Below are 22322 nucleotides of genomic sequence, written 5' to 3' on the forward strand. Positions count from 1 at the left end.
TTAATGATACCATATATCATTTTAACTTTTCAACATGGTTTTTCTGATGTAAAATTCTATAGATGATAGCCCTAAGGATTTATATAAGCGGTATAGTGCAGGGAGTGGGCTATAGGGCTTTTACAAAAAGACTGGCTCATAGCTACGCTCTCTCTGGCTGGGTTAGAAACTTACCTGACGGAAGGGTTGAGGTCTTTGTCCAAGGGGACAAAGATGTGATCTGGGATTTTTTGAAACAACTTTGGGAGGGTCCCACTGCGGGAAGGGTTGACCGCATGGAGATCCTCAAGGAGGTGCCAAGCCATGAAGAAAGGGATTTTACTATTAGGTATTAGTCTTAGCCTTTCCTTCGCCTTGGAGTGTAAAAACTACAAGGTGAGGGAAGGGGACACTTTGGAAAAGATAGCCAAGAAAGAAGGAATAGATGTAAACAGTCTAAAGTCTGCCAACAGAGGTATTGATGAGAGAAAGCTCAGAGCTGGTCAAACCATATGTATACCAACAAAAAACACACAGAAAAAAACCACAGAAAAGTATGCTATATATGAGGTAAAGAAAGGAGATAGCCTTCAAAAGATAGCGGACAGCTTTGGCGTGGATGTAAGAAGCCTAAGGGAGATTAACAACCTAAAGGATGACAGGATAGTGGAGGGTCAGAAGTTAAAGATTCCCGCAAGGGCAGGTGCTTCTGCAAGAGGCGCACAGATTAGAGAATACGACATCTATACAGTAAGGAGAGGTGGTAGGCTAGAGCATGTTTCAAGGACAACAGGCGTTCCTCTCAGGGAATTAGAGAGGCTAAACCCAGAGCTGAGAGATGCATGGCTAAAACCAGGAACACAGGTAAAGATGCCAAAGGGTAGTTTGAAGGCAAAGGCTGAAGAAGAAAGGGGAAAACCAAAAGAAAAAGAAAAATATGAGCTTTATACTGTCAAGAAAGGTGCAAGGCTGGAGCATGTGGCAAAAGCAACCGGTGTTCCGCTTGACGATTTAGAAAGGCTCAATCCAGAGCTTAAGGGCAAATGGCTTCGAGCTGGGACAAGGGTAAAGGTGCCTGTGAGAGATACTCAAGAAGCGGAAGGAAAGAAAAGAAAAGAAGAATCTTATGAAGTATACAAAATAAAAAGAGGTGGAAGGCTAAGGGATGTTGCCAAAGCGACAGGTGTCCCACTTAGAGAGTTGGAAAGGCTAAACCCAGACCTAAAGGGTAAATTCCTGCAGGCGGGGACAAGGGTAAAGCTACCCAAAAGGGAAACCATAAACGCAGAAAGGCAATCACAAGAAAGAGGACAACAGGTCAGCAGAAGAGAAGAAAGGGCTGTGTTAGCAGAGCCAGAGAGGGAGACACCCACCACCCCTGCACCAAGGAGCTTGAATATACCGATGCCTGTTGAAGGTAAAGTTATCAAAGTGCCAAAAGGCGTAGAGATCTCCGCGCCTTGCTCATCACCCGTAAGAGCAGTTGAAGAGGGTAAGGTCATATATAGCGGTGGTGACCTGCAGGCTTATGGAAACATGGTCATAGTGGAGCATGACAGTTTTATATCCCTTTATGCCCACAATGAGGTTAATCTTGTCAAAAGAGGAGAAAAGGTGAGTAAGGGACAGGTAATAGCAAGGGTTGGTAAAAAGAACAACTCCGAAGAGTGTGCACTGAGATTTGAGCTGAGAAATAAAGAAGGTGTTCCCCTTGACCCAACAGAATACATCAGAGACCTTCAGTGAAAAGCCTATCACCTATGTCTCCTACCCCGGGCACTATGTAGCCCGCAGGGCTAAGCCCCTCATCTAAGCTCAGCAGGAAGAAGTCAACCTCAGGGTGTGCGGACATAACCCTTTGAAGTCCCTGAGGGGAAGCGACAAGGTTAAAGACAAGGAGCCTTTTGGGTTTCATAGATTTGGTCTCCTTCAAGGCAAGGTCTAAGGTGCCACCAGTTGCCAGCATGGGGTCAAGCACCACCACATGTCTGTTTTCCAAAGGTGGAAGCCTTCTGTAGAAGATTTCTGGAGTGAGGGTATGCTCATCCCTCTTTATGGCAAGAAAGCCCGCCCTTGCCTTTGGCAGTGCCCTTAGGGCACCGCTGAGCATGGGAAGACCGGCTCTGAGTATGCAAACAAAAACAAACCTGTCCTCCTCCACAAACTCAAAGCTACCCACACCCATAGGCGTCTCAACCCTTTCTGTCTTAAGTGGAAGTTCGCTCAAGATAAAGGGCATAGCCATTAGGGTTATCTCCTCAAGGAGGCTTCTGAGCCTCTCAGAGGGTGTGTGCTTGTCCCTCACAAGGTTTAGTTTATGTCTTAGCAGTGGATGGTCAATAATCTCCAAAGCCATGTTCAAATTCTCCAAGCCTTATAAGGGTTCCCTGCTGACCCTTCACCACTCTCTTGAGGGTCCTTACCTCGTATATCTGGCTGTCATTCTTTATCACACCACCCTTTTCCAACACATCCCACAGGCTTTTGAGCATGTTATCTATGTCCCTTCTTCTGTGGTTAGGAAGTATAAGTTCTATATAAACAGATAGTTTTCCCTTAAGTGGCTCGCCCGTGTATTGCTCTCTTATCTCCCAAAGGGCTCTTACCTCCCAGTTTTTTACCCTTGGGGGTTTAAATACCCTGCCACCCTTCCTTCTTATGTATCTGTTGCTCTTTGGCACAGGAAGCATAGAAAGCCTCAGCTCTATCATCTTTTTATAAAAATAAGGCATAGGAAAAGTGTAAGCAAAAGACCTAAAAGGTTCATACCCATAGATATAGTTCCTCATCCAATAGAAAAACATTCCACAAGATGAGGTTTCGCAGGCAAGGGGACTATAAGCTCCCTTGTGAACCGCATAAGAACATTCCTTGCACCTACGATATCTGCATCTTCCTCATATCCACACCGTAGGCACTTGAAATGTTCCCCATTACGGTTCAACTTATCCTTATATCCACACTCAGGACAAGTCCTGCTTGTGTATTGTGGTGGAACTATGTAGGGCTGGACGCCAACTACCTCACATAGCTCCCTTATCCTCTTTAGAACATACCCATACAACCAGTGGTTAAACCTCCTGTTTACCACCCTACTCCATACTCCACTTTTACCCTTCTTCAAATTCTTTAATCCTTCAAGCACTGGAGAAAAACTACCATCTATCACCCTCTTGAGTATTCTGTTTATCTCTGTCTTTAAATAGTGCTTTGCCCTTTTCCATCTTTTTGAACCTTGCTTTTTAGGTTCTATCCTCTTTTCTATTATCTCTTTCACCTCTTTACCAAATATCTCTCCTTCTGATGTAGCGATTAACTTCTTGTATCCTATGTCTATACCCTTTGGTTTTTTACTTTCCAGTTTAATTTCCTTCTCAAAAACCAGTTTTAAATACCACTTACCGTTCTTTTCCAAAATCTCTATATCAGAGCACAATTTCCAATCTCTAAAGTAATTGTTAGCATACTCATAGCTTTTGAAAGGGAAAGCAATCCATCTTTGATTTTGAGGGTCTCTCAAGAAGAGCCAAAAGTCAAAGGAGTTTCTACCTTTCTCAATCCTGTAAAACCTACTGTCAAGTTTTAAGGCAGGCTTTTTTATCAAAGGTTTTTGAGGATTTTTACCTTTTTTAAGTTTTGAAAAGAAACTTTTAAGGATTGCTTTTGCCTGCTGTAAAGCACAACCAAGATATCTCTTACTTAACCAAGTTTGGTATGGGTAGCTTTTAACATGTTTATAGGAAGGTAGTGTTTTAGTTTCATAGCCTACATCTACAAAGTATTGACATGCCTTTTGATATTCGTGCCAGAGGTTTTCAAGAAAGCTTAACTTGCCTGTATTTGAAAAATCCAGAGAGAAGAGCAGACTTCTTTTGATGCTACTTTGCATAGCGGGTTAAAATTTTAATGTCAACCTCCATAAGTGTCAAGGGGTCTTCACGTTTCCAAATTTCTCTATAAATTTCTATACTTTCAGTGATTAGTTTCTAATACCGTGCCATCTCATAAAAGCGTCATAGTCTGTGAGCTTCAGGGAATGGGCGGTTGGAAGCACATAAAAGATATGAATGGCATGAATCAGAAGGTTAAAGAAGGCAAGGACAGGGATTAGCCTTCCGTATTTAAATCCAAGGAACAAGGTGGTCAGAGAAACCACAAGCCCTATGCCAAAGTATACGGGAAATATCCTCTCCACCACCGCACCTGCCTGTTCCTTTTGAAGCACCCTAAAAAGAGTGGGAGCAATAAAGAAGCTAAAGAAAGAGCCAAGCCCAAGGTATAGGGAGTTTATAAAGAGTAGAAACTTAAGCATCCCTTACCACAGGAAGTTTATATTTTTTAAGAGTTTGTATAAGTTTCTCTTCGTTTTCTGGCTTCATGGGACAAAGGGGAAGTCTGAATTCCTTTTCACACATACCAAGAGCCCAGCAGGCGGTCTTTACAGGAATGGGGTTTGTCTCTATGAAGAGCACCTTAAAGAGCTCAAAAAGGTAATAGTGCAGTTCCCTTGCCCTATGGAAATCGCCCTTAAGGGCATGGTCCACGAGGGCTTTAACCTCCCTCGGCATTATGTTATTAGCAACGGATATAACGCCCTTTGCACCCAAAGCCATCATGGGAAGCGTCAAAGAGTCATCACCCGAAAGGATAGTAAAGTTCTCTCCCAGAAGCCTCGTAAGCTCGGAAATCCTGTCCATGTTGGGCGTAGATTCCTTTGACCCTACTATGTTGGGGCAGTCCTTGACAAGCCTGTAGATGGTCTCGGGGGCTATCTCCACACCAGTCCTTGAGGGTATGTTGTAGAGGATTATGGGAATATCTACCTCTTCCGCCACTGTCTTAAAGTGCTGGTATAGTCCCTCCTGAGTGGGCTTGTTGTAGTAGGGGACCACAAGAAGGCAGGCATCCGCACCCACCCTTTTTGCATGAGATGTGAGCTCTATGGCTTCATGAGTGGCGTTTGCACCCGTGCCTGCAATTACCTTTATCCTTCCGTTAGCATACTTGACCGCATGCTCCACTACCCTCTCATGCTCTTCAAAGGTAAGAGTAGGAGACTCTCCAGTTGTCCCGCACACTAAAATAGCATCCGTGTGGTTGTTCACATGAAAGTCTATTAGGCTCTCAAGGGCTTTAAAATCAACCTCTCCGTCCTTAAAGGGTGTTATGAGAGCGACGATTGAACCCTGAAACATAGAAGAGATTATAACACATTGACCTTTTATAAGGGTGGCGGAGCCGACGGGACTTGAACCCGCGCCCTCCGGCTTGACAGGCCGGCGTTCTGACCGGGCTGAACTACGGCTCCTTTAGAGAGGTATATTATATCACCTTTTTAGCAAAAGGGAAGAGATTTTTTCTATCTCTTTGGCAAGCTCAAAGTCTCTGTCTGTTATACCATTGACTTCATGGGTGGTGAACTTGACCCTCAGCCTCTTAAAGCTCACCTCTGCGTCTGGATGATGCCAGTGGGCTTCCGCAAGACTTGCAATTGCATTAAAGAGAAAGACAGTCTCCTTCCAGTTCTTGGTTTCAAAGTCCCTTAATATGCATCCCTTTTCATAACGCCAGAGGGGAAGCTCTTTAAGTTTTTCTTCAATCTCTTGTTGTGAGTAAACTCTCAGTTCTCTTTCGTCTGACATTTAGGGCATACTCCGTATATGTGTAGGGAATACTTGTGAACTCTGTAGCCTTCCATGTATGCGGGTGGTGTCCAATCTATGCAAAACTCCACATCTCTTATAGCACCACACTGAGTGCATATAAGGTGGTGGTGGTCACTTACATTTGCATCATATCTCACAGAACCACCCCAATAGGCTACCTTTTTAACAAACCCAAGTTCCTCAAGGGTTTCCACTGTCCTGTATACAGTAGCAAGGGATACGAAGGGGTATTTTTTCTTTATTTCGTTGTATATCTCCTCAACGGTGGGGTGGTCATCTCTGTTAAGCAGGACCTCATACACTGCCACCCTCTGGGGTGTGATCTTTAGTCCCATGTTCTTACAAGCCTCTATAAACTCCTGAAGCCTTTCTTCCTTAAGCATGGGTATATAATATAAACCATATGCTAATAATTTTCAATATCATACTCCTTCTGATAGGATGGACCGCTCAGGGACAAGTGCGTCAATGCAGGCTTCTTGTAGCAGACACCCCAGAAAAGCATGAGAAGGGTCTTATGCATATGAAGTCTCTTGTAGGCTATGACGGTATGGTGTTCCTCTACAAAGATAGGATGGTGAGGCATTTCTGGAACAAAAACACCCACTTGGAGCTGTATGTTTATTGGATTGATGGAAGCAGGCTTGTGGGAAGGTCCTACCTGCCCCCTGAGGAGAGGGCTGGCATTGTTATAGTCTCATCGCCAGAGCCAGTGGACACCGTGGTGGAGCTTTTAAAGGGTAGAAGATGTATGTATAAGAACATACCGCTTTCACCTTAGCTTTAGGGTAGCAAGTGCAAGGATGCCAAGAAGTATTGATATTATCCACATCCTCACCACTATTTTTGGCTCAGGAACGCCAGAAAGCTCAAGGTGGTGGTGGAAGGGAGCCATCTTAAAGAGCCTTTTGCCCTTTGTGAGCTTAAAGTAGGCAACCTGAAGTATAACAGATAAAGTCTCAAAGACAAAGACGCCCCCTGCTATGGGAAGTAAAAGCTCAGACTTGGACACTAAGGCTATCACACCAAGCCCAGCCCCCAAAGCCAAAGCTCCCACATCTCCCATAAAAAGCTGAGCTGGAAAGGCATTAAACCACAGAAAGCCAAGCCCTGCACCCACTATAGCAAAGCACAGCACCGTTATATCACCTGCATATGGGACATAGGGTATGTTTAAATAGCTGGCTATACCCGCATGACCCACCGCATAGGCTACTATACCCATGCTCGCCGCAGTGGTCATCACAGGACCTATAGCAAGCCCATCAAGTCCATCCGTGAGGTTAACCGCATTGGAAGTGGCAACTATAATCAACATGGCGAAGGGAATGTATAAAAGCCCAAGGTCTATCTGAAGGTTTTTGAAAAGAGGAAAGTAGAGCTTTGTATCAACACCACTGTATAGGTATATAAAAGTTGATGTTAGCCCAGCAACAAAAACCTGTGCAAAGAACTTTTGTTTGGCGGATATGCCTTTTTTGTTTTTTAGCTTAACAAAATCGTCCCAGAAACCTATTAGAGCAAAACCCAGTGCACAAAAAGCAACAATCCAAAAATAGACAAGGTCAAGCCTCATAAGAAGCAAAGAAGTCAAAAGAACAGAAAGGACTATGATGATGCCACCCATAGTGGGAACATACTTCTTGACGAGATGTCCTTCTGGTGTGTATTCTCTTATGTATCCCTTGAATAACCTTTGAATGGCTTTCATCTTTCTCATAAAAATAGGTGTTAGGATAAGGGTAATGGAAAAGGCAATAAAGACCGCCAAAAAGGATCGGAAGGTTATGTATTTAAACACATTGAAAGCAAAGAAATAATCTCTTAGGTATAGGGCTATATGGTAGAGCATGTCAGCACCTGTTTCTACTTAGTAGTCTATCAAGGATTATAGCCACCGCATTCCTCACCGATAGATGATTCCAATCTCCTGCACCATATACGGGTTCAAGGATGTAATCAAAGGTATTCATAAGAGACGGTGGGATGCCATAACCCGTGCCAAAAACTATAAGAAAATCCTTCTCTCTTTTGTGAATCTCCTCTGAAAGCCAGCGATAAGAAACCGTATTAGGATAGGTTCTTGCATCCGTGCCTACTATTATAGGTCTTCTACCCCTTTGTGCTTGCAGGTCTTCAAGGACTTCGTCAAAGGTATAACACAGCTTTACCAGTTTTACCACCTCATTCCTTGTAGGGTTAGTCCTTAAACCCTCTTGAGAGAGCCAATATTCAATCTGCTTTTTTATTATGTATCTTTGTCCGTCCACAGGTTGAACTATATAGTAGGTATTTATCTCGTATGCCCTTGCAGGGCGAGCTATATCATGAAGGTCCATGGTGGTAAAGGAAGTAATAATCGTCCTACCCTCTCTGTCCATTGCAGGATAGTGAAGAAGTGCTATAAACACATTGTGGTTTATCATAAGTTTCTTATTATAGCATGTGGCTTTTGTATAGGCGTGGTGGTCTTGGAGATACACTTCTAACTTTCCCTATCCTTGAACTTCTGAAAAAGTCTGGAAGAAATGTCTGGGCGGTAGGAAATACGGACTATTTTGCCATTGCCAAAGAGGTGGGATGGGTGGATATGGTAAGTTCAGAAATGCCAGAAACCGAGTTTGAAGGAAAGATTTTGATATCCTATGAGGGAAATGTAAAGCCTTTTCCAGAGAAGAGAATGTGGATAGTGGAGCACTACTTTCAGAGCTTGTCCTTAAGAGGAGGGTTTTCAAAGGTTTTGCCTCTTGAGCCTGCGGAGAAAAGCCCCATTAAAGGCTGTGCGGTGCTTCACCCCTCAAGCGGTTCTTGGAAGAAGAACCCACCCCTTGAGCTATTTTTCAGAATTGAAGCCTTTCTCAAGAAGGAAGGCTATAAGACCATATACCTTGTGGGTGAGGCGGACCAGTGGTTAAAAGACCATGTAAAAGACTACTTTGAAAGCTATTCACCACTTGAGATAGCGAGAGCTTTGAGGACAGCCAGGTTGTTTGTAGGACTTGATAGTGGGCTTTCACACCTTGCCAGCTACTGTGGAATTCCTACCTTTGTCTTTTATGGACCTACAGACCCAGTGGTATGGAAACCCATAGGAGAAAGAGTCTTTCAGATAAGCCTTGAGCTCTCTTGTAGTCCATGCTTTCCAGAAGTTTGCGAAGAAAGGAGCTGTTTACATGTAGAAAAACTTTTTGCTGAATTTTTGAAAGCCTTTAGTGCCTTGAGTTGACTTCTTCCCAAATTGGCTATATGATTTATCTATGACCCTTGAGCTTGTTATAGGAATAATAACCGTAGTCGGTGCAGTAGTGGGAGTTGGCGTTTTTCTTATGATGCACATAGACAAGAGGCTTGATGACTTTGCGTTAAAACTTTCAGAGGTCAAGGAAGATACCGCAAGAAGGTTTGAGGAGTTAAAGGAGAACATAAAATCTGTAAAAGCGGAGGCAGATAGGAAGTTTGAACTTCTAAGACAAGAGCTTAACGAATACAAAACTGATACCGCAAGAAGGTTTGAAGAGGTAAAGGAAGACATAAAACTTTTAAGACAAGAACTGAATGAACATAAAGCGGATACCGCAAGAAGATTTGAGGAAGTAAAGGAAGACATAAAACTTTTGAGACAGGAACTTAACGAACATAAGGTGGAAACTGCAAGAAGGTTTGAAGAGGTAAAAGAAGAGATTAAGTTTGTAAAAGCGGAGGCAGATAAGAAGTTTGAACTTCTAAGACAAGAACTTAGCGAATTCAAGACCGACACCGCAAGAAGGTTTGAAGAAGTAAGGGAAGAGCTAAGGGACTTGAGGCAGGAAACAAGGTCTCTCAGAAATGAGTTTTCCTTCAAGATTGAAGAGCAAAGGCAGGAAGTAAGAGAGCTCAAGGCAGATATAAGGGAAGTAAGGCAGGTTCTCTTTAGAGTCCTTGAGGTTCCTTACACTGGAGGTAAAGAAGAAGGACATCAATAAAGCTCCACACCCTTTATATGCTCAACTTCTTTGTTCCTTATCACTATCACATCAAGCCTGTAGTCTTCCGATGGATATTTATGGAGATAGTGTTCTATGCATCTAAGTAGTCTCTCCATCTTTTTTCTATCCACTCTCTCCGCTGGGTCTCCAAAGTCTGTGGTTTTACCTCCTTTTACCTCTACAAAGACTACCGTATTACCATCAAGGGCAATAATGTCTATTTCACCAACCCTGCAGTGGTAGTTTCTGTGAATAACCTTGTAGCCTATGCCTTCAAGGTATTTTACCGCAAGCTCTTCAAACTCTGCACCCTTCCTCAAGGCTTTGGAGTATCTCCTCTGGCTTTACTACCGCAGTGCCGAGCTTTCCTACCACTATACCAGCACAGAGATTGGCAAGCTCGCAAGCACTATCCCAATCCACACCTGCAAGGGCACAGGCACTAAGCACCGCAATCACAGTATCACCCGCACCAGAAACATCATACACCTGCTTAGCCTTTGCAGGAAAAACCTTAAACTCACTTCCAAAAAGAGCCATACCCCTTGCACCAAGAGTTATCACAAGGGTCTCAAGCCTTAGCTCCCTCTTTAGACCCCAACCAAGTCTCTGAAGACTTTCCTCAGAAAACATACTCCTCGCTTCCTTTTCGTTGGGCGTCATTAAATTTGCTCCTATGTATAGCCTCTTGTTTTGAGGTCTTGGGTCAACAGAGAAGAATACTCCTTTCTCTTTGACTCTATCCATAACATCCTTGCAAACCACCCCCTTAGCGTAATCGGATACCACTATGCCATCCACATTTAAGTCCATCCTTTGAAGAACTTCTTCAAGAGGTTTGCCCTCAAGGACTTTCCTGCTTTCGCTATCTATCCTCAAAAGTTGTTGAGAAAGGGCTACTATGCGCGCCTTTTCTGTGGTAGGTCTTTGCGGGTCTTCCACAAGCAAGTCCTCTATGCCCGCTTCTTTTAGCAGTCCCTTTATTATGTGCCTTCCGTAGTCTTGTCCCACCACCCCAAGTAGGTAAGTTTTTACGCCAAGGCTTGCCAAGTTGTTGGCTACGTTTCCCGCACCACCCAACCTAAATTCTTCCCTCTGGACCTCTACCACTGGCACTGGAGCTTCTGGAGATATTCTTTCCACCTTTCCGAACACATATCTGTCAAGTATCACGTCCCCCACCACAAGTATCTTTAAACTTTTGAACCTCTCAAGAATCTCTCTAACCCTTTCAGGGCTCATTGACCACCTTTACTTCTTCGCCTTCTTCTATAAATGCCTGATGTAGCTCTCTAACTGCCAACTCCCCGTATTTGTCCTCTATAAGGCAGGATATTTTTATCTCAGAGGTAGATATAGCCATTATGTTTATACCATTTTTGTAGAGAACTTCAAACATCTTTGCAGCGGTCCCATATGAACTCCTCATGCCTATGCCTACCACAGAGACCTTTGCTATTCTGTCATCTCTGACCACTTCCTTTGCTCCTATGCTTTGGGCAACCTTTCTGACTATCTCTTCTGCCTTCGGTGCATCTGCCTTGTTTACCGTAAAGGACATATCCGTATAACCTTCATGAGATACATTCTGCACTATCATATCCACCACAATGTGGGCATCACCAAGGGCTTTAAAGATGCTGTAGGCTATGCCTGGTTTGTCTGGCACTCGCACCACCGTTATCCTTGACTCGTTCCTCTCAAGGGTTATGGCTCTTACTACACTTTTTTCCATTACTTCCTCCTCCGGCACTATCCATGTTCCTTCATTGTCGGTAAAAGAGCTTCTTACATGTATCCTTACACCATACTTCATAGCAAATTCTATGCTCCTTGCCTGCATAACCTTTGCGCCCAAAGATGCCATCTCAAGCATCTCTTCGTAGGATATAACGGGTATCTTTTTGGCATTGGGCACTATCCTTGGGTCTGCAGTGAATACACCTTCCACATCCGTGTATATTTCACAGTCCGCACCAAGGGCGTAGGCAAGTGCAACCGCAGAGAGGTCTGAGCCACCTCTACCAAGAGTAGTTATCTCCCAATCTTCCGTCACACCCTGAAAGCCAGCTACCACAGGCGTGTAGCCTTCTTGAAGTAGGTTTTTTAGCCTCTGGACACCTATTTTTTGTATCCTTGCCTTTGTGTGAATCTTGTCGGTGATTATAGGCACTTGCCAACCACAGAGGCTTACCGCAGGGACGCCTAATTTCTGCAAGGTCATGGCAAAGAGGGCTATAGCCTGCTGTTCGCCTGTGGATATTAACATATCAAGTTCACGCTCAGAAGGTAGGGGTTCTATCTGTTTGGCAAGGTTTATGAGCCTGTCTGTCTCTCCTGCCATAGCAGAGGAGACCACCACCACCTTGTAGCCTTCCTTTAACTTTTCAACCACCCTTTTTGCTGAGTTGTATATCCTTTCAAGACTTCCCACAGAAGTCCCGCCGAATTTGACTACCAAAAGTCTCATCTATACTATTTTACTATGAAGGCAATAACAGAACTTTCTCACATGGTAAGAGCTATAGGGGTTGTGTTTGGGGACATAGGCACAAGCCCTCTCTATACATTGTCTGCAATAATTCTTATAGCAAAGCCAAGCAAAGAGGATATTATAGGGATAGTTTCATTGATAATATGGTCTCTGATACTTATACCAACCATTCAATATGCATGGTTTGCTATGAAGGTTTCTACCAAAGGAGAAGGCGGAATAATTGTTCTGGGTGAGTATGCATCAAGCATCTCAAAATCACTTAAATTGAGAAGGGTTATAAGAATCCTCACCATATTAGGTATTGGTTTCCTATTAGGAGATGGCATAATTACACCAGCTATAACAATACTCAGTTCTGTAGAAGGTCTAAGGCTTATAAAGGGTTTGGAAAGTCTATCTCAGGATATGGTAATAGTCATCGCCTTTATTATTGCCTTGTTTCTGTTCGCAGTCCAGCGATATGGAACAGGTAATATAGGAATTGCCTTTGGACCGATAATGGTTATTTACTTTTCTACCATAGCTGTTATAGGTTTATACTACATATATGAGAATCCTAATGCGCTTAGGGTTATAAACCTAGCGGAAGCTATAAGTTTCATTCTGAAACACCCCTTCATTGCAATACTTTCCCTTTCGGAAATCATACTTGCAGTAACAGGTAGCGAGGCAATGTATGCGGACATGGGTCATGTTGGTAAAAACGCTATAAGAATTGCCTGGGGCTTTGTTTTTATATCTGTATCACTAAGCTACATCGGGCAATGCGGGTTTATTTTAGAAAAAAGCTTAGAAGGCCACATAAATCCCTTTTTCTATAGTGCAAATGAATTGCTTGGAAACAACATATACATACTATTTCTAATCTTGGTTACAGTTGCTGGTATAATAGCCTCTCAAGCCTTAATAAGTGGGGTATTCTCTCTTGTATTTCAGTCAATAAATTCGGGGCTGATGCCATTGTTATATGTGAAGCATACATCAACCCACTTCAGCACTCAAATATACATACCTGTGGTAAATTTTCTACTTTTTGTTGGTGTATCTACTATGTTTCTTGTGTTTAAACAATCAGAAAGGATGGCTTCCGCATACGGCTTTGCGGTAAATATGAACATGGTTATAACTGCAATGTTGCTTATGTATATCTTTCTAATACTTAGAAAAATCCCCTTTTTTCTTGGGTCTATAGGTCTTTTTATTGTGGACACACTATTTCTATTCTCTGGCATCTTTAAAATTCCCCATGGGGCTTATTGGGCAATAATTTTTGCGATACCCCCTATACTTTTGATATTCTTATATACCTCTGGTCAAAGAAGAATCTATGAGAAATCTAAATTTATGGATTTGGAAAAATTTCTGGAGGTTTTCAACAAGGTTTACTCAAAAGGAAGAGTGTTGAAAGGCACAGCAGTTTTTCTTATAAAGGACGTAAGAAAAATACCACCTTATGTGGTCACTTCCGTGATAAATCATGGCATAGTATACGAACAAAATGTTTTTCTGTCCCTTAAAAAATTAGAAAAGCCCTTTGGAATAAATGTCACTTTCTACGAAGACTTAGATCCGCATATAAAGTACGTGGTTATAGAATATGGCTATCAGGAGATAGTAAATTTAGATGAGGAGCTAAAAAAGTTAAACATAAATGAAAGAGTAATCTTTTATGGTGTAGACAACATTTACTCACACAGCCTTGTATGGAAACTGTTTGGGCTTATAAAAAAGGTGTCTCCAAACTTTGCAGATTTCTATAGGCTACTGCCCCAGAAGGTTCATGGAGTTGTAGTAAGGATAGAGATTTAGGTTTTTAATTACCCCCTTGACAAAGGAAAAATTTTTATATATACTATAAAGTGTAAATGGATAAAAAAGTTAGGGGAAGTTAGAAACTCCCTCCCCCTCCCTCCCCTAATTGTTTTGCCCCACCGCCCGGTGGGGCCTTTCTAAAAATGAGGTTTCCAGAGCTTAAGAAGGCAAAGTTTATAAAAAGGCTTAACAGGTTTGTGGGTCTTGTGTTCCTTGAAGATAAGGTCCACAGTGCCTATATAAGAAACACGGGAAGACTAAGGGAGCTTCTGTCAGAAGGCAGGGAGGTTTATGTGGCAAAACGAGAGGGTGGGAAACATCCCTTTGAAATAGTGCTTGCAAGGATGGGTCAAAACCTCGTATGCATAGATTCTCATATAACTCCCAAGCTGTATGCGGAGTATTTAAACCTGCCCTTGTCCTTTGAGCCTCGCTTTGACAATAAGAGGTTTGACCTTTTGGTGGAGGGAAGACCCGTTGAGGTAAAGTCGGTAAACCTTGTAGAGGGAGAAACCGCACTTTTCCCTGACGCTCCTACAAAAAGAGGAAAAGAGCACATAGAAAAGCTCATAGAGCTATCAAGAGAAGGCTACAAGCCCCTTGTGGTCTTTGTAGTCCAAAGAGAAGACGCAGAAGTCTTCTCCCCAAACTGGAGGGTGGACCCAGAGTTTTCTAAGGCACTACTGGACTACTTTCAACTTGGACTTGAAATAAGAGCCTACAAATGCACAGTAAGCCTTGAAGAGATTAAATTAAAAGAGGAGATACCTGTGGAGGTTTTGCCATGAGGATAAAGCTGACTGATAAGGATGCCCTCATTGTGGTAGATATGCAAAGAGACTTTATGCCAGGGGGTGCCCTGCCAGTGCCAGAAGGAGACAAGATAGTCCCAAGACTTAACCAATACATAAGGCTGTTTTTTGAAAGAGGTCTGCCCGTGTTTTTTACAAGGGATTGGCATCCTCCAGACCATATATCCTTTAAAGACCAAGGAGGAGTTTGGCCCCCACATTGCGTCCAAGACACAGAAGGTGCAAAGTTTCACCCAGACCTATACATACCTCCAGACAATCGCTTTATAATCTCAAAGGGAACGAGTAGAGACTTTGATGCTTATTCTGGCTTTCAGGGAACAATGCTGGACCAACTTTTAAAGGAAAGAGGTATAAAGAGGGTCTTTGTAGGTGGTGTTGCCACAGACTATTGTGTGAAAAACACGGTGCTTGGTGCCATAAACCTGGGATATGAGGCATTTTTGCTACTTGACGGTATAAAGGGTGTGGATGTAAAACAGGGAGACTCCGAAAGGGCTATAGAAGATATGCTTGGTGCGGGTGCGGTAGGTGTGGAGTATGAGGAAGTCAAATAAGTAAAACTACTCTACCGCATATATGCCTCTTAGGTTTCTTCCCTCTTCGTCCCAATCAAGTCCATAACCTACAAGGAAGAGGTTTGGCACCTCAAAGCCCACAAAGTCTGCGTTGAAGTTTACTTTTCTTCTTTCCTTCTTATCAAGCAAAACACAGGTTTTTATCTCCCTTGCTCCTTTTAGTTCCAAAAGCCTGTAGACCTCTGCAAGAGTGTAGCCCGTGTCTAATATATCATCCACGAGTAAAACCCTTAGACCCTCTATATCTCTATCTAAGTCTTTGACCACCTTTACATGACCTTGACTTTCCTGCATAGAGCCATAGCTGGAGACCCACATAAAGTCCACCTGCACAGAAATATCAAAAGCCCTAATGATGTCTGCGGTAAAGACAAAAGCACCCTTTAAAAGACCCACCACCAAAAAGGGTTCACCGAAGTAGTCTTGAATTTCCTTAGCAAGCTCCTTTACCCTGTTTGCTATCTCTTCTTCACTTACCAACAGCTTCAGAGCTCTTCCTTTTATTTTCATCTTCTACCTCCAACTCAAGCACCATCTGAAGGGCGTTTTCACCGTCAGAGTAATACTTTTTCCTTTCTGAAACTATTTTAAAGCCCAAAGACTGGTAAAGTCTGATAGCCCTTATGTTAGACCGTCTCACATCCAGCAAAAAACGCTCCACTTTGCCCCTAAGGTAGTCTATAAGAAAAGTCATAAGCCTTTTGCCATAGCCTTTGCCCCATCGGTCTTTCCTTATAGCTAGGGACATTAGAGTGGCATCCTCAAAGATTTTCCACACAACCGCATAGCCTATTATTTCTCCACTCTCCTCAAGCACAAACTTATAGGAATGTTCAAGCTCAAACTCCCTCTCAAAGGCTTTTCTGCTCCATGCGTCAGAATTAAAACATTCTTCACTTATCTTAAGCACTTCCTCTATATCTTCTGGCTTCATCTCCCTTATCATCTTGGATATTCTTTTGCACCCTCCGTTATAAGACTCCATATAAGGTAAGCAACGGGTTCTGGAACTATAACTGTCTTTTTGTTTCCGGTTTTTACCAGTATTTCATGAAGGTCGCTTTTTACTACCGCATCGCCTGTAAGCTCAAAAAGTACATCAATGCTATCTTCAAGGGACTCCAACATACTCCTTGCATCTCTGAAGTAGGCTATGCCCTTCTCCTTGGCAAGTTTTACGCTCTGTAGGTCTTCTTTTGGCTCTGCCACCGCTATAACCCTTACATTGTCTGACCGCACACTCAAAAGGGCATCAAGAAACTGGCTTCCTACCCTTCCCAGACCTGCTATGGCTACATTTATCCTCCGCATTTTTTTACCTCCACAAAGGCTTTATTGAGATTATATTAAATTCTCATGATAGCAGAAACAAGAGAAAAGTTAGAAGAGCTCAGGGCGAAGTTTGAGGACATAAAGTCTACCTTGAACCCTCAAGCCTTGAAAGAGGAGTTGGAAGAAATAGATAAAAAAATGGCTAACGCAGATTTCTGGGAAGACACGGAAAGGGCAAAAAGCCTTACTCAAAGAAGAAGGTGGCTTGAGGAGAACATAAGGGAGATTGAAGAAATACAAAAAGTCCTCCAAGACGTGGAGGAAATACTCCAGATTACACCAGAAGAAGACTTAGAAACTCTCCAGATGCTAAGGGAGGAGTTAGAGAGGGTGGAAAAGCCTATAAGGGACTTGGAGATAAAGGCTTTTCTCTCCGATGAGATGGATTCAAAGAACGCTTACTTGACAATTCAAGCGGGTGCTGGTGGCACGGAAGCCTGCGATTGGGCGAACATGCTACTCCGAATGTATAAACGATGGGCGGAAAGGCATGGCTACGAGGTTGAGGTGATAGATATAAACCCAGACGATGTGGCAGGAATAAAAAGTGCAACCCTTCTAATAAAAGGTCCATACGCCTACGGATATCTCAAAGGTGAGCACGGAGTCCACAGGCTTGTGAGGATATCTCCCTTTGATGCTAACGCAAGAAGACACACCTCTTTCGCTTCAGTGAGCGTTGCTCCACAGATAGACGAGACCATAAACATAGAGATAAGGGAAGAAGATATTGAAATGGAAACCTTTAGGGCAAGCGGTGCGGGAGGTCAGTATGTGAACAAAACAGACACTGCGGTAAGGCTCAGGCACAAGCCAACGGGTATAGTGGTATCCTGCCAGCAGGAAAGGTCTCAGCTCCAGAACAGGCTGAAAGCCCTTGAGCTTCTCAAGGCAAAACTTTATCAGCTTGAACTTCAAAAGCTTGAAGAAAAGAAGAAGGCTCTTGAAGGTGAAAAAACAGACATAGGTTGGGGCTATCAGATAAGGTCCTATATATTCCAACCCTACCAGCTTGTTAAGGACCTCAGAACTGGTCTTGAGATAGGCAATGTCTCGGAGGTAATGGAGGGCGACATAGACCCCTTTATAGAGGAGTATCTCAGGTGGAAAGCAAAGGAAAAGGCGGGGGTTACCTCTTAAGCCTTGAGGGGATTAGGGAGCTTTTTGACAGGCTAAGAGAAAAATACAGGGTTATAGCACCAAAGCTAAAAGATGGGTTGATAGCTTTCTCTGATGTGGACAACTTTGAAAGCCTTCCCTTTGGCTACAAGAATGTGGAGGCCCCTGGATTTTACAGTCTTGAGAGGTCTGGGGGCTACTTCACCTACACCCATCCTTACAACTCCTTTAAAAATTTTTTGCATCCCCCAGAGCTTACGCTCATTAAGGTAAAGAAAGAGAATGGAAAGTTAAGTTTTCAAGTTCATATACAAGAAGAAGCTCTGTGCCTCTTTGACATAAGAGCTTGCGACCTTTCAGCCCTAAGGGTGTTGGACTTGGTCTTTCTCCATAAAAATCCTCACCCCGACCCATACTACGCAGGTCTTAGGAAGGGACTTTTTGTGGTGGCGGTAAACTGCACCTATGCCACTTCCACCTGCTTTTGCTCCACCATGGGAACTGGTCCTGAGGTAAAGGAAGGGTATGACCTGCTCATAACAGAGCTTTCAGAAGGATTTCTTGTAGAAGTAGGCTCAGAAAGGGGAGGAGAGATTCTTGAAAAGGTTGAAAACAAAAGCGATGCTGAAAGAAGACACTTTAAAGAAAAGGCACAGAGGCTTGGGGAAACTGAGGCTACGATGCGGGTTCACTTTGAAAAGGAGGGTCTCCAAGAGAGGCTTTACGGTAGAATGGACTCAACCTACTGGGAGCATATAGAAAAACGCTGTGTTGCCTGCACTTCTTGCACCCAAGCCTGTCCCACCTGTTTTTGCTTTGATATACTTGAGAAAAACCAGCTGGACTTAAAAGAGAGCCAAAGGGTAAGGGTCTGGGACTCTTGCTTTTCACCCTCTTTTGCCACCGTCCATCGCTTTAATCTAAGACAGAGCGTCCACTCAAGATACAGACAGTGGCTCATGCATAAGTTTGCCTACTGGGTAGACCAGTTTGACTGCTTTGGCTGTGTAGGTTGTGGAAGGTGCATAACATGGTGTCCAGTAGGTATAGACATAAGGGAGGAGGTAAGAAGAATTGCCTACGCTTGAGAACCCCTACCTTTTGAAGGCGGGAAGGGTGGAAAAAGTTATAAAGGAATGCGAGGGAGTTTATACCTTTCATGTAAGGACTCAAGAGCCTGCCTATCCAGGGCAGTATAACATGCTATATGCCTTCGGTGTGGGAGAAGCACCTATCACAATAGCCAGCATGGGGGAAGAATGCATAGTCCACACAGTGAGAGCGGTGGGTGATGTAACAAGACATATAGACCAACTAAGGGAAGGAGACTACCTCTATTGGAGAGGTCCCTATGGCAATCGCTGGGCGATAGAAAGGGCTTATAACAAGACCCTCCTTATAATCTCGGGAGGTCTTGGTCTTGCGGCAACAAGATGGGTCTTTGAAGAGGCTCTCAACAAACCCATTAAGAGACTTGTTCATCTTTACGGTTCAAAGGACTACGATAGCCTTCTTTACAGATACCTTTATGAAAACTGGAGCTCAAAGGTGGAGTTTTACATAACCCTTGACAGACCAGACCCTCGTTGGAAAGGAAAGGTAGGGCTTATAACAGAACTCCTAAAAGAGTTAGAGCTTGATGAGGATACCATAGTCTTTACCTGCGGACCAGACCCCATGGTAAAAGCCTGTGTGAGGATTTTGCAGGAGAAGGGTATACCCCAGAACAACATATACGCATCCCTTGAGAGGCATATGAAATGTTCCGTTGGAACCTGTGGACACTGCATGATAGGTCCATACTTTGTTTGCAAGGATGGTCCCATATTCCGGTATGACCTTATAAGGGAATACTTTGAGAGGAAGGAGGTATGAAGGTAGGTGTTTTCAAGTTTTCTTCCTGCGATGGCTGTCAGCTCGCCTTCTTTGAGCTTGAAGAGGAACTCTTAAGGCTTTCCGAAAAGGTTCAGATACAATACTTCCTTGAAGCATCCTCTAAGAACACGTGGGACTACTTTGACCTTGCCTTTGTGGAAGGGTCCATATCCACTCCAGAGGAGGAGGAAAGAATAAAAAAGATAAGAGAGAGCTCAAGGTTTCTTGTAGCCATCGGTGCCTGTGCGGTTTCTGGAGGCATTCAATCCGCAAGGAACTTTGAAGACTTTTCAGAGATATACTTTTCAGTGTATTCTGGAAGATACGAAGTGAACCCCCTTTCAAAACCTCTCTCTGACTTTGTAAAGGTAGACTTGGAAATAAGAGGTTGTCCCATAAACAAGGAAGCCTTAAGGGAAGTGCTTATAGCACTTCTGCAAGGCAAAAGCCCACAACTCCCATCTTATCCTGTTTGTTTGGAGTGCAAAAGGAAGGGTAATCCCTGCGTAGTGGTAGCCAAAGGGCTCATCTGTCTTGGACCAATAACCGTGGCGGGTTGTGGAGCTCTCTGTCCCACTTTTGAAAGAGGTTGTTATGGCTGTTATGGTCCTGTGGAGAAACCAAACCTGCAAGCACTCCTTGAAGGCTACAGTAGGCTAAGGGTCTCTCAAGACCTTATAAAGGAGCTTTTGAGGATTTCCTTCAATGGTTACAATAAAAGCATAAGGGAATGGCTATGAAGGTTCAGATAGAAGCCCTCACAAGGGTAGAGGGAGGAGGTAGCCTTGAGGTGTTTTTAAGGGATGGAAAACCAGAAAGTCTAAGGCTTTCAATATACGAGCCACCAAGGTTCATAGAAGGTATACTCAAAGGAAAGCCTTACCAAGTTATACCAGACATTACCGCACGCATATGTGGAATATGCCCCGTCGCTTATCAGATGAGCGGTGTTCAGGCTATAGAGGACGCCTTCTGCGTCAAAATACCAGAAGATATAGAAGAAATTAGAAGGCTAATGTATTTTGGAGAGTGGGTTCAAAGCCACGCATTGCACGTATTTTTCCTACATCTTCCCGATTTTTTCAATGTCCCATCAATCATTGAGCTTTCCAAAATAGACAAAGGTCTTGTGCTTGCAGGGATGGAGATAAAAAGGGCTGGAAGCTTTATAATCCAAGCTCTCGGAGGAAGAACTTCCCATCCAGTCTCTGTTGTCCCAGGTGGCTTTAATGCTCTTCCTGAGAGCCTTTCGGAGTTAAAGGAGACCCTTGAAAAGGCTCTTGAAAAAGCCCTATGGACTGTGGAAAAACTAAAGGCTCTTAATTTTCCAGACTTTGAACTCAAGGAGGTTTTATTTGTCTCTCTCATAGAGGAGGATTATCCAATACTTAAGGGAGATATCTATCTTGAAGGCGTAAGGGTTAGTCCAAAAGAGTTCAAGAGTTTCTTTGTAGAGTTTGAAGTCCCCTATTCCACCGCTAAGCATGCCATGACAAAGTATGGAAGAGTTTACTTGGTAGGTCCTATCGCCCGTTTTAACAACGCCTTTGAAAAGCTCTCACCACTTGCCATGGAAACCGCTCAGAAACTAAGCCTCGAACCCATGGTAAAAAACCCCCACAAGGGCATTCTCGTAAGAATTGTGGAGATAGTCCATGCCCTTGAAAGGTCTATTCGGATAGTGAAGGACTACAAAAAGCCACAAAGAGGTAAAGTTGAAGTAGTCCCGAGGAGCTCCACTGGTTATGGAGTATCAGAGGCACCAAGAGGCATACTTTGGCATTCCTATTCCTTTGACAGCGAAGGCAGGATACTAAGTGCGAACATAGTCCCGCCCACCTCTCAAAACCAAAGAGCCATAGAGCTTTCCCTCTGGGAGCTCATAAAGGACAAGGAAAATATCAAAGAGGATTGGCTTAGAGACCATGCGGAGCCTGTGATAAGGAGCTTTGACCCCTGCATCTCTTGTGCCACGCACTTTCTTAAGGTGAGCCTCAAAGATGCTAAGAAGTTTAATTTGGCTTGAGGAGGTCTCTTCTACGCAAGAGGTGGCAAAGAGGTTTCTTGTGGGCACTGTGGTGGTTGCAAACAGGCAAACCTCTGGTCGTGGAAGGCTTGGAAGACATTGGCACTCTCCAGAGGGTGGACTATACCTTAGCTTTTCTATTCCAGTGGGCATAAAAGACGAGTCTACTTTACCCCTCGTGGTCGCTCACTCGGTGGCTTCTTACCTCAAAGCTCTTGGCTTTATGCCTGCTATAAAGTGGGTCAATGACCTTTATGTGGGTGGAAAAAAGGTCTGTGGCGTTCTCACAGAAAGGCTAAGGGACAGGATAGTTATAGGTGTGGGAATTAATCTCAACCAAGAGAGCTTTCCAAAGGACCTTGAAGCCATATCTCTTAGAATGCTTAGTGGTAAGACCTTTGATAAGGTTAGTTTCCTTCTGGAGCTTTTAGAGTTTATTGAAAGGGACATAGAAAAGCTCAATGCCTTTGGCTTTGTTGCCTTCAAGCAAGCCATAGAAGACAGGCTACTTTTCAAGGATAGTGAGGTCATACTTTACACTCCAGAGCCAGTGGTAGGCATTTTAAAGGGCATCTCTGAGGAGGGAAGCCTGCTTTTGCTAACTCAAGAAGGTCTCAAGTCTTTTAGTGTAGGAGACCTTACCCTTAGGGCTTTGTGATGT

29 protein-coding genes and 1 tRNA gene are annotated in these 22322 nt (G+C 43.6%); 14 read left to right on the top strand and 16 right to left on the bottom strand.

The window, feature by feature from the left end; translation table 11 throughout:
• Nucleotides 1-62 precede the first annotated feature (62 nt).
• Both G3M65_RS02410 and G3M65_RS02415 read left to right on the top strand, forming a co-directional pair.
• The gene (locus tag G3M65_RS02410; RefSeq protein WP_173832973.1) at nucleotides 63-335 is read left to right on the top strand and encodes an acylphosphatase; all 273 of its coding nucleotides are present in this window, start codon (nucleotides 63-65) and stop codon (nucleotides 333-335) included.
• On the top strand, nucleotides 304-1725 hold the full coding sequence (locus G3M65_RS02415; protein ID WP_173832974.1) for a LysM peptidoglycan-binding domain-containing protein: 1422 nt from the start codon (nucleotides 304-306) through the stop codon (nucleotides 1723-1725). The genes G3M65_RS02410 and G3M65_RS02415 overlap by 32 nt, the downstream gene beginning before the upstream one ends.
• Here the strand turns inward: G3M65_RS02415 and upp are convergent.
• The 8 genes from upp to G3M65_RS02455 all read right to left on the bottom strand — a co-directional run bounded on the left by upp (nucleotide 1709) and on the right by G3M65_RS02455 (nucleotide 6028).
• Nucleotides 1709-2335, bottom strand: coding sequence for a uracil phosphoribosyltransferase (upp, locus tag G3M65_RS02420; RefSeq protein WP_173832975.1), 627 nt, complete (start codon nucleotides 2333-2335; stop codon nucleotides 1709-1711). The genes G3M65_RS02415 and upp overlap by 17 nt on opposite strands.
• Nucleotides 2316-2690 carry a RusA family crossover junction endodeoxyribonuclease gene (locus G3M65_RS02425; protein WP_173832976.1) on the bottom strand — a complete coding sequence of 125 codons (375 nt, stop codon included), beginning with the start codon at nucleotides 2688-2690 and terminating at the stop codon, nucleotides 2316-2318. The genes upp and G3M65_RS02425 overlap by 20 nt, the downstream gene beginning before the upstream one ends.
• A 74-nt stretch (nucleotides 2691-2764) precedes the next feature.
• Nucleotides 2765-3868, bottom strand: a complete 1104-nt coding sequence (locus G3M65_RS02430) for an RNA-guided endonuclease InsQ/TnpB family protein (RefSeq protein WP_173832977.1) — start codon at nucleotides 3866-3868, stop codon at nucleotides 2765-2767.
• A gap of 90 nt (nucleotides 3869-3958) precedes the next feature.
• Nucleotides 3959-4291, bottom strand: coding sequence for a DUF4149 domain-containing protein (locus G3M65_RS02435; protein WP_173832978.1), 333 nt, complete (start codon nucleotides 4289-4291; stop codon nucleotides 3959-3961).
• Nucleotides 4284-5174: a 4-hydroxy-tetrahydrodipicolinate synthase gene (gene dapA, locus G3M65_RS02440; RefSeq protein ID WP_173832979.1), complete on the bottom strand. Its 891-nt coding sequence runs from the start codon at nucleotides 5172-5174 to the stop codon at nucleotides 4284-4286. The genes G3M65_RS02435 and dapA overlap by 8 nt, the downstream gene beginning before the upstream one ends.
• A 35-nt stretch (nucleotides 5175-5209) precedes the next feature.
• Nucleotides 5210-5287: transfer RNA gene (locus G3M65_RS02445), tRNA-Asp, on the bottom strand.
• 19 nt (nucleotides 5288-5306) lie between these two features.
• The gene (locus G3M65_RS02450; RefSeq protein WP_173832980.1) at nucleotides 5307-5621 is read right to left on the bottom strand and encodes a 4a-hydroxytetrahydrobiopterin dehydratase; all 315 of its coding nucleotides are present in this window, start codon (nucleotides 5619-5621) and stop codon (nucleotides 5307-5309) included.
• Nucleotides 5600-6028 carry a Fur family transcriptional regulator gene (locus G3M65_RS02455; protein WP_173832981.1) on the bottom strand — a complete coding sequence of 143 codons (429 nt, stop codon included), beginning with the start codon at nucleotides 6026-6028 and terminating at the stop codon, nucleotides 5600-5602. Before G3M65_RS02455 ends, G3M65_RS02450 begins: the two co-directional genes overlap by 22 nt.
• 20 nt (nucleotides 6029-6048) lie before the next feature.
• Here G3M65_RS02455 and G3M65_RS02460 point away from each other — a divergent pair, with 20 nt between their 5' ends.
• Nucleotides 6049-6426 carry a DUF192 domain-containing protein gene (locus tag G3M65_RS02460; RefSeq protein ID WP_173832982.1) on the top strand — a complete coding sequence of 126 codons (378 nt, stop codon included), beginning with the start codon at nucleotides 6049-6051 and terminating at the stop codon, nucleotides 6424-6426.
• Here the strand turns inward: G3M65_RS02460 and mraY are convergent.
• A complete protein-coding gene (gene mraY, locus G3M65_RS02465; RefSeq protein ID WP_173832983.1) occupies nucleotides 6418-7497 on the bottom strand; it encodes a phospho-N-acetylmuramoyl-pentapeptide-transferase in 1080 nt (359 codons plus the stop codon). The two genes, G3M65_RS02460 and mraY, sit on opposite strands and share 9 nt — an antisense overlap.
• A gap of 1 nt (nucleotide 7498) precedes the next feature.
• Complete coding sequence (locus tag G3M65_RS02470; protein WP_173832984.1) at nucleotides 7499-8071, bottom strand: RNA methyltransferase; 573 nt, start codon at nucleotides 8069-8071, stop codon at nucleotides 7499-7501.
• 17 nt (nucleotides 8072-8088) lie between these two features.
• Here G3M65_RS02470 and G3M65_RS02475 point away from each other — a divergent pair, with 17 nt between their 5' ends.
• Both G3M65_RS02475 and G3M65_RS02480 read left to right on the top strand, forming a co-directional pair.
• Nucleotides 8089-8871, top strand: a complete 783-nt coding sequence (locus G3M65_RS02475; protein ID WP_173832985.1) for a glycosyltransferase family 9 protein — start codon at nucleotides 8089-8091, stop codon at nucleotides 8869-8871.
• 31 nt (nucleotides 8872-8902) lie between these two features.
• Nucleotides 8903-9607, top strand: a complete 705-nt coding sequence (locus G3M65_RS02480; RefSeq protein WP_173832986.1) for a hypothetical protein — start codon at nucleotides 8903-8905, stop codon at nucleotides 9605-9607.
• Here the strand turns inward: G3M65_RS02480 and G3M65_RS02485 are convergent.
• The 3 genes from G3M65_RS02485 to G3M65_RS02495 are packed head-to-tail and all read right to left on the bottom strand — an operon-like array spanning nucleotide 9601 to nucleotide 12080.
• Nucleotides 9601-9930 (bottom strand): YraN family protein, encoded by a 330-nt coding sequence (locus G3M65_RS02485; RefSeq protein WP_173832988.1) that lies wholly within the window; start codon nucleotides 9928-9930, stop codon nucleotides 9601-9603. The genes G3M65_RS02480 and G3M65_RS02485 overlap by 7 nt on opposite strands.
• On the bottom strand, nucleotides 9908-10852 hold the full coding sequence (gene rfaE1 / locus G3M65_RS02490; protein WP_173832989.1) for a D-glycero-beta-D-manno-heptose-7-phosphate kinase: 945 nt from the start codon (nucleotides 10850-10852) through the stop codon (nucleotides 9908-9910). Before rfaE1 ends, G3M65_RS02485 begins: the two co-directional genes overlap by 23 nt.
• On the bottom strand, nucleotides 10842-12080 hold the full coding sequence (locus G3M65_RS02495) for an aspartate kinase (protein WP_173832991.1): 1239 nt from the start codon (nucleotides 12078-12080) through the stop codon (nucleotides 10842-10844). The genes rfaE1 and G3M65_RS02495 overlap by 11 nt, the downstream gene beginning before the upstream one ends.
• Before the next feature lie 42 nt (nucleotides 12081-12122).
• Here G3M65_RS02495 and G3M65_RS02500 point away from each other — a divergent pair, with 42 nt between their 5' ends.
• The 3 genes from G3M65_RS02500 to G3M65_RS02510 all read left to right on the top strand — a co-directional run bounded on the left by G3M65_RS02500 (nucleotide 12123) and on the right by G3M65_RS02510 (nucleotide 15288).
• Nucleotides 12123-13916: a KUP/HAK/KT family potassium transporter gene (locus G3M65_RS02500; protein ID WP_254426295.1), complete on the top strand. Its 1794-nt coding sequence runs from the start codon at nucleotides 12123-12125 to the stop codon at nucleotides 13914-13916.
• 146 nt (nucleotides 13917-14062) lie between these two features.
• On the top strand, nucleotides 14063-14707 hold the full coding sequence (gene sfsA / locus G3M65_RS02505) for a DNA/RNA nuclease SfsA (RefSeq protein WP_173832995.1): 645 nt from the start codon (nucleotides 14063-14065) through the stop codon (nucleotides 14705-14707).
• Nucleotides 14704-15288, top strand: a complete 585-nt coding sequence (locus G3M65_RS02510; RefSeq protein WP_173832996.1) for a nicotinamidase — start codon at nucleotides 14704-14706, stop codon at nucleotides 15286-15288. Before sfsA ends, G3M65_RS02510 begins: the two co-directional genes overlap by 4 nt.
• A 6-nt stretch (nucleotides 15289-15294) precedes the next feature.
• Here the strand turns inward: G3M65_RS02510 and hpt are convergent, their stop codons facing one another.
• Genes hpt through G3M65_RS02525 form a run of 3 tightly spaced genes read right to left on the bottom strand, consistent with a single transcriptional unit; the run spans nucleotide 15295 to nucleotide 16620 of the window.
• A complete protein-coding gene (gene hpt, locus G3M65_RS02515; RefSeq protein ID WP_173832998.1) occupies nucleotides 15295-15819 on the bottom strand; it encodes a hypoxanthine phosphoribosyltransferase in 525 nt (174 codons plus the stop codon).
• On the bottom strand, nucleotides 15779-16255 hold the full coding sequence (gene rimI / locus G3M65_RS02520; protein ID WP_173832999.1) for a ribosomal protein S18-alanine N-acetyltransferase: 477 nt from the start codon (nucleotides 16253-16255) through the stop codon (nucleotides 15779-15781). Before rimI ends, hpt begins: the two co-directional genes overlap by 41 nt.
• Nucleotides 16252-16620, bottom strand: a complete 369-nt coding sequence (locus G3M65_RS02525; protein ID WP_173833000.1) for a Gfo/Idh/MocA family oxidoreductase — start codon at nucleotides 16618-16620, stop codon at nucleotides 16252-16254. The genes rimI and G3M65_RS02525 overlap by 4 nt, the downstream gene beginning before the upstream one ends.
• 45 nt (nucleotides 16621-16665) lie before the next feature.
• On the opposite strand from G3M65_RS02525, the gene prfB reads away from it, so the two are divergent.
• From prfB to G3M65_RS02555, 6 genes are read left to right on the top strand one after another with little or no spacing between them, the layout of a single operon-like run.
• Nucleotides 16666-17781 carry a peptide chain release factor 2 gene (gene prfB / locus G3M65_RS02530; protein WP_173833001.1) on the top strand — a complete coding sequence of 372 codons (1116 nt, stop codon included), beginning with the start codon at nucleotides 16666-16668 and terminating at the stop codon, nucleotides 17779-17781.
• Complete coding sequence (locus G3M65_RS02535; RefSeq protein ID WP_173833002.1) at nucleotides 17745-18848, top strand: 4Fe-4S dicluster domain-containing protein; 1104 nt, start codon at nucleotides 17745-17747, stop codon at nucleotides 18846-18848. The genes prfB and G3M65_RS02535 overlap by 37 nt, the downstream gene beginning before the upstream one ends.
• Entirely contained in the window at nucleotides 18835-19635 is an 801-nt protein-coding gene (locus G3M65_RS02540) for an FAD/NAD(P)-binding protein (protein ID WP_173833003.1), read from the top strand. The genes G3M65_RS02535 and G3M65_RS02540 overlap by 14 nt, the downstream gene beginning before the upstream one ends.
• The gene (locus tag G3M65_RS02545) at nucleotides 19632-20375 is read left to right on the top strand and encodes an NADH-quinone oxidoreductase subunit B family protein (RefSeq protein WP_173833004.1); all 744 of its coding nucleotides are present in this window, start codon (nucleotides 19632-19634) and stop codon (nucleotides 20373-20375) included. The genes G3M65_RS02540 and G3M65_RS02545 overlap by 4 nt, the downstream gene beginning before the upstream one ends.
• Nucleotides 20366-21661, top strand: coding sequence for a Ni/Fe hydrogenase subunit alpha (locus G3M65_RS02550; protein WP_254426296.1), 1296 nt, complete (start codon nucleotides 20366-20368; stop codon nucleotides 21659-21661). The genes G3M65_RS02545 and G3M65_RS02550 overlap by 10 nt, the downstream gene beginning before the upstream one ends.
• Nucleotides 21636-22319 carry a biotin--[acetyl-CoA-carboxylase] ligase gene (locus G3M65_RS02555; protein ID WP_173833005.1) on the top strand — a complete coding sequence of 228 codons (684 nt, stop codon included), beginning with the start codon at nucleotides 21636-21638 and terminating at the stop codon, nucleotides 22317-22319. Before G3M65_RS02550 ends, G3M65_RS02555 begins: the two co-directional genes overlap by 26 nt.
• The last annotated feature ends 3 nt before the right edge of the window (nucleotides 22320-22322 follow it).

The organism is Hydrogenobacter sp. T-8 (assembly GCF_011006175.1).
GTDB classification, from domain to species: Bacteria; Aquificota; Aquificia; order Aquificales; family Aquificaceae; genus Pampinifervens; species Pampinifervens florentissimum.

What these genes read in the sequence shown, in the direction of transcription:
- G3M65_RS02410 (WP_173832973.1), top strand. Translation starts at nt 63, where the DNA reads ATGATAGCCCTAAGGATTTATATAAGCGGTATAGTGCAGGGAGTGGGC.
- G3M65_RS02415 (WP_173832974.1), top strand. Translation starts at nt 304, where the DNA reads ATGAAGAAAGGGATTTTACTATTAGGTATTAGTCTTAGCCTTTCCTTC.
- upp (WP_173832975.1), bottom strand. Translation starts at nt 2,335, where the DNA reads ATGGCTTTGGAGATTATTGACCATCCACTGCTAAGACATAAACTAAAC.
- G3M65_RS02425 (WP_173832976.1), bottom strand. Translation starts at nt 2,690, where the DNA reads ATGATAGAGCTGAGGCTTTCTATGCTTCCTGTGCCAAAGAGCAACAGA.
- G3M65_RS02430 (WP_173832977.1), bottom strand. Translation starts at nt 3,868, where the DNA reads ATGCAAAGTAGCATCAAAAGAAGTCTGCTCTTCTCTCTGGATTTTTCA.
- G3M65_RS02435 (WP_173832978.1), bottom strand. Translation starts at nt 4,291, where the DNA reads ATGCTTAAGTTTCTACTCTTTATAAACTCCCTATACCTTGGGCTTGGC.
- dapA (WP_173832979.1), bottom strand. Translation starts at nt 5,174, where the DNA reads ATGTTTCAGGGTTCAATCGTCGCTCTCATAACACCCTTTAAGGACGGA.
- G3M65_RS02450 (WP_173832980.1), bottom strand. Translation starts at nt 5,621, where the DNA reads ATGTCAGACGAAAGAGAACTGAGAGTTTACTCACAACAAGAGATTGAA.
- G3M65_RS02455 (WP_173832981.1), bottom strand. Translation starts at nt 6,028, where the DNA reads ATGCTTAAGGAAGAAAGGCTTCAGGAGTTTATAGAGGCTTGTAAGAAC.
- G3M65_RS02460 (WP_173832982.1), top strand. Translation starts at nt 6,049, where the DNA reads ATGCTAATAATTTTCAATATCATACTCCTTCTGATAGGATGGACCGCT.
- mraY (WP_173832983.1), bottom strand. Translation starts at nt 7,497, where the DNA reads ATGCTCTACCATATAGCCCTATACCTAAGAGATTATTTCTTTGCTTTC.
- G3M65_RS02470 (WP_173832984.1), bottom strand. Translation starts at nt 8,071, where the DNA reads ATGATAAACCACAATGTGTTTATAGCACTTCTTCACTATCCTGCAATG.
- G3M65_RS02475 (WP_173832985.1), top strand. Translation starts at nt 8,089, where the DNA reads ATGTGGCTTTTGTATAGGCGTGGTGGTCTTGGAGATACACTTCTAACT.
- G3M65_RS02480 (WP_173832986.1), top strand. Translation starts at nt 8,903, where the DNA reads ATGACCCTTGAGCTTGTTATAGGAATAATAACCGTAGTCGGTGCAGTA.
- rfaE1 (WP_173832989.1), bottom strand. Translation starts at nt 10,852, where the DNA reads ATGAGCCCTGAAAGGGTTAGAGAGATTCTTGAGAGGTTCAAAAGTTTA.
- G3M65_RS02495 (WP_173832991.1), bottom strand. Translation starts at nt 12,080, where the DNA reads ATGAGACTTTTGGTAGTCAAATTCGGCGGGACTTCTGTGGGAAGTCTT.
- G3M65_RS02500 (WP_254426295.1), top strand. Translation starts at nt 12,123, where the DNA reads ATGGTAAGAGCTATAGGGGTTGTGTTTGGGGACATAGGCACAAGCCCT.
- sfsA (WP_173832995.1), top strand. Translation starts at nt 14,063, where the DNA reads ATGAGGTTTCCAGAGCTTAAGAAGGCAAAGTTTATAAAAAGGCTTAAC.
- G3M65_RS02510 (WP_173832996.1), top strand. Translation starts at nt 14,704, where the DNA reads ATGAGGATAAAGCTGACTGATAAGGATGCCCTCATTGTGGTAGATATG.
- hpt (WP_173832998.1), bottom strand. Translation starts at nt 15,819, where the DNA reads ATGAAAATAAAAGGAAGAGCTCTGAAGCTGTTGGTAAGTGAAGAAGAG.
- rimI (WP_173832999.1), bottom strand. Translation starts at nt 16,255, where the DNA reads ATGATAAGGGAGATGAAGCCAGAAGATATAGAGGAAGTGCTTAAGATA.
- G3M65_RS02525 (WP_173833000.1), bottom strand. Translation starts at nt 16,620, where the DNA reads ATGCGGAGGATAAATGTAGCCATAGCAGGTCTGGGAAGGGTAGGAAGC.
- prfB (WP_173833001.1), top strand. Translation starts at nt 16,666, where the DNA reads ATGATAGCAGAAACAAGAGAAAAGTTAGAAGAGCTCAGGGCGAAGTTT.
- G3M65_RS02545 (WP_173833004.1), top strand. Translation starts at nt 19,632, where the DNA reads ATGAAGGTAGGTGTTTTCAAGTTTTCTTCCTGCGATGGCTGTCAGCTC.
- G3M65_RS02550 (WP_254426296.1), top strand. Translation starts at nt 20,366, where the DNA reads ATGGCTATGAAGGTTCAGATAGAAGCCCTCACAAGGGTAGAGGGAGGA.
- G3M65_RS02555 (WP_173833005.1), top strand. Translation starts at nt 21,636, where the DNA reads ATGCTAAGAAGTTTAATTTGGCTTGAGGAGGTCTCTTCTACGCAAGAG.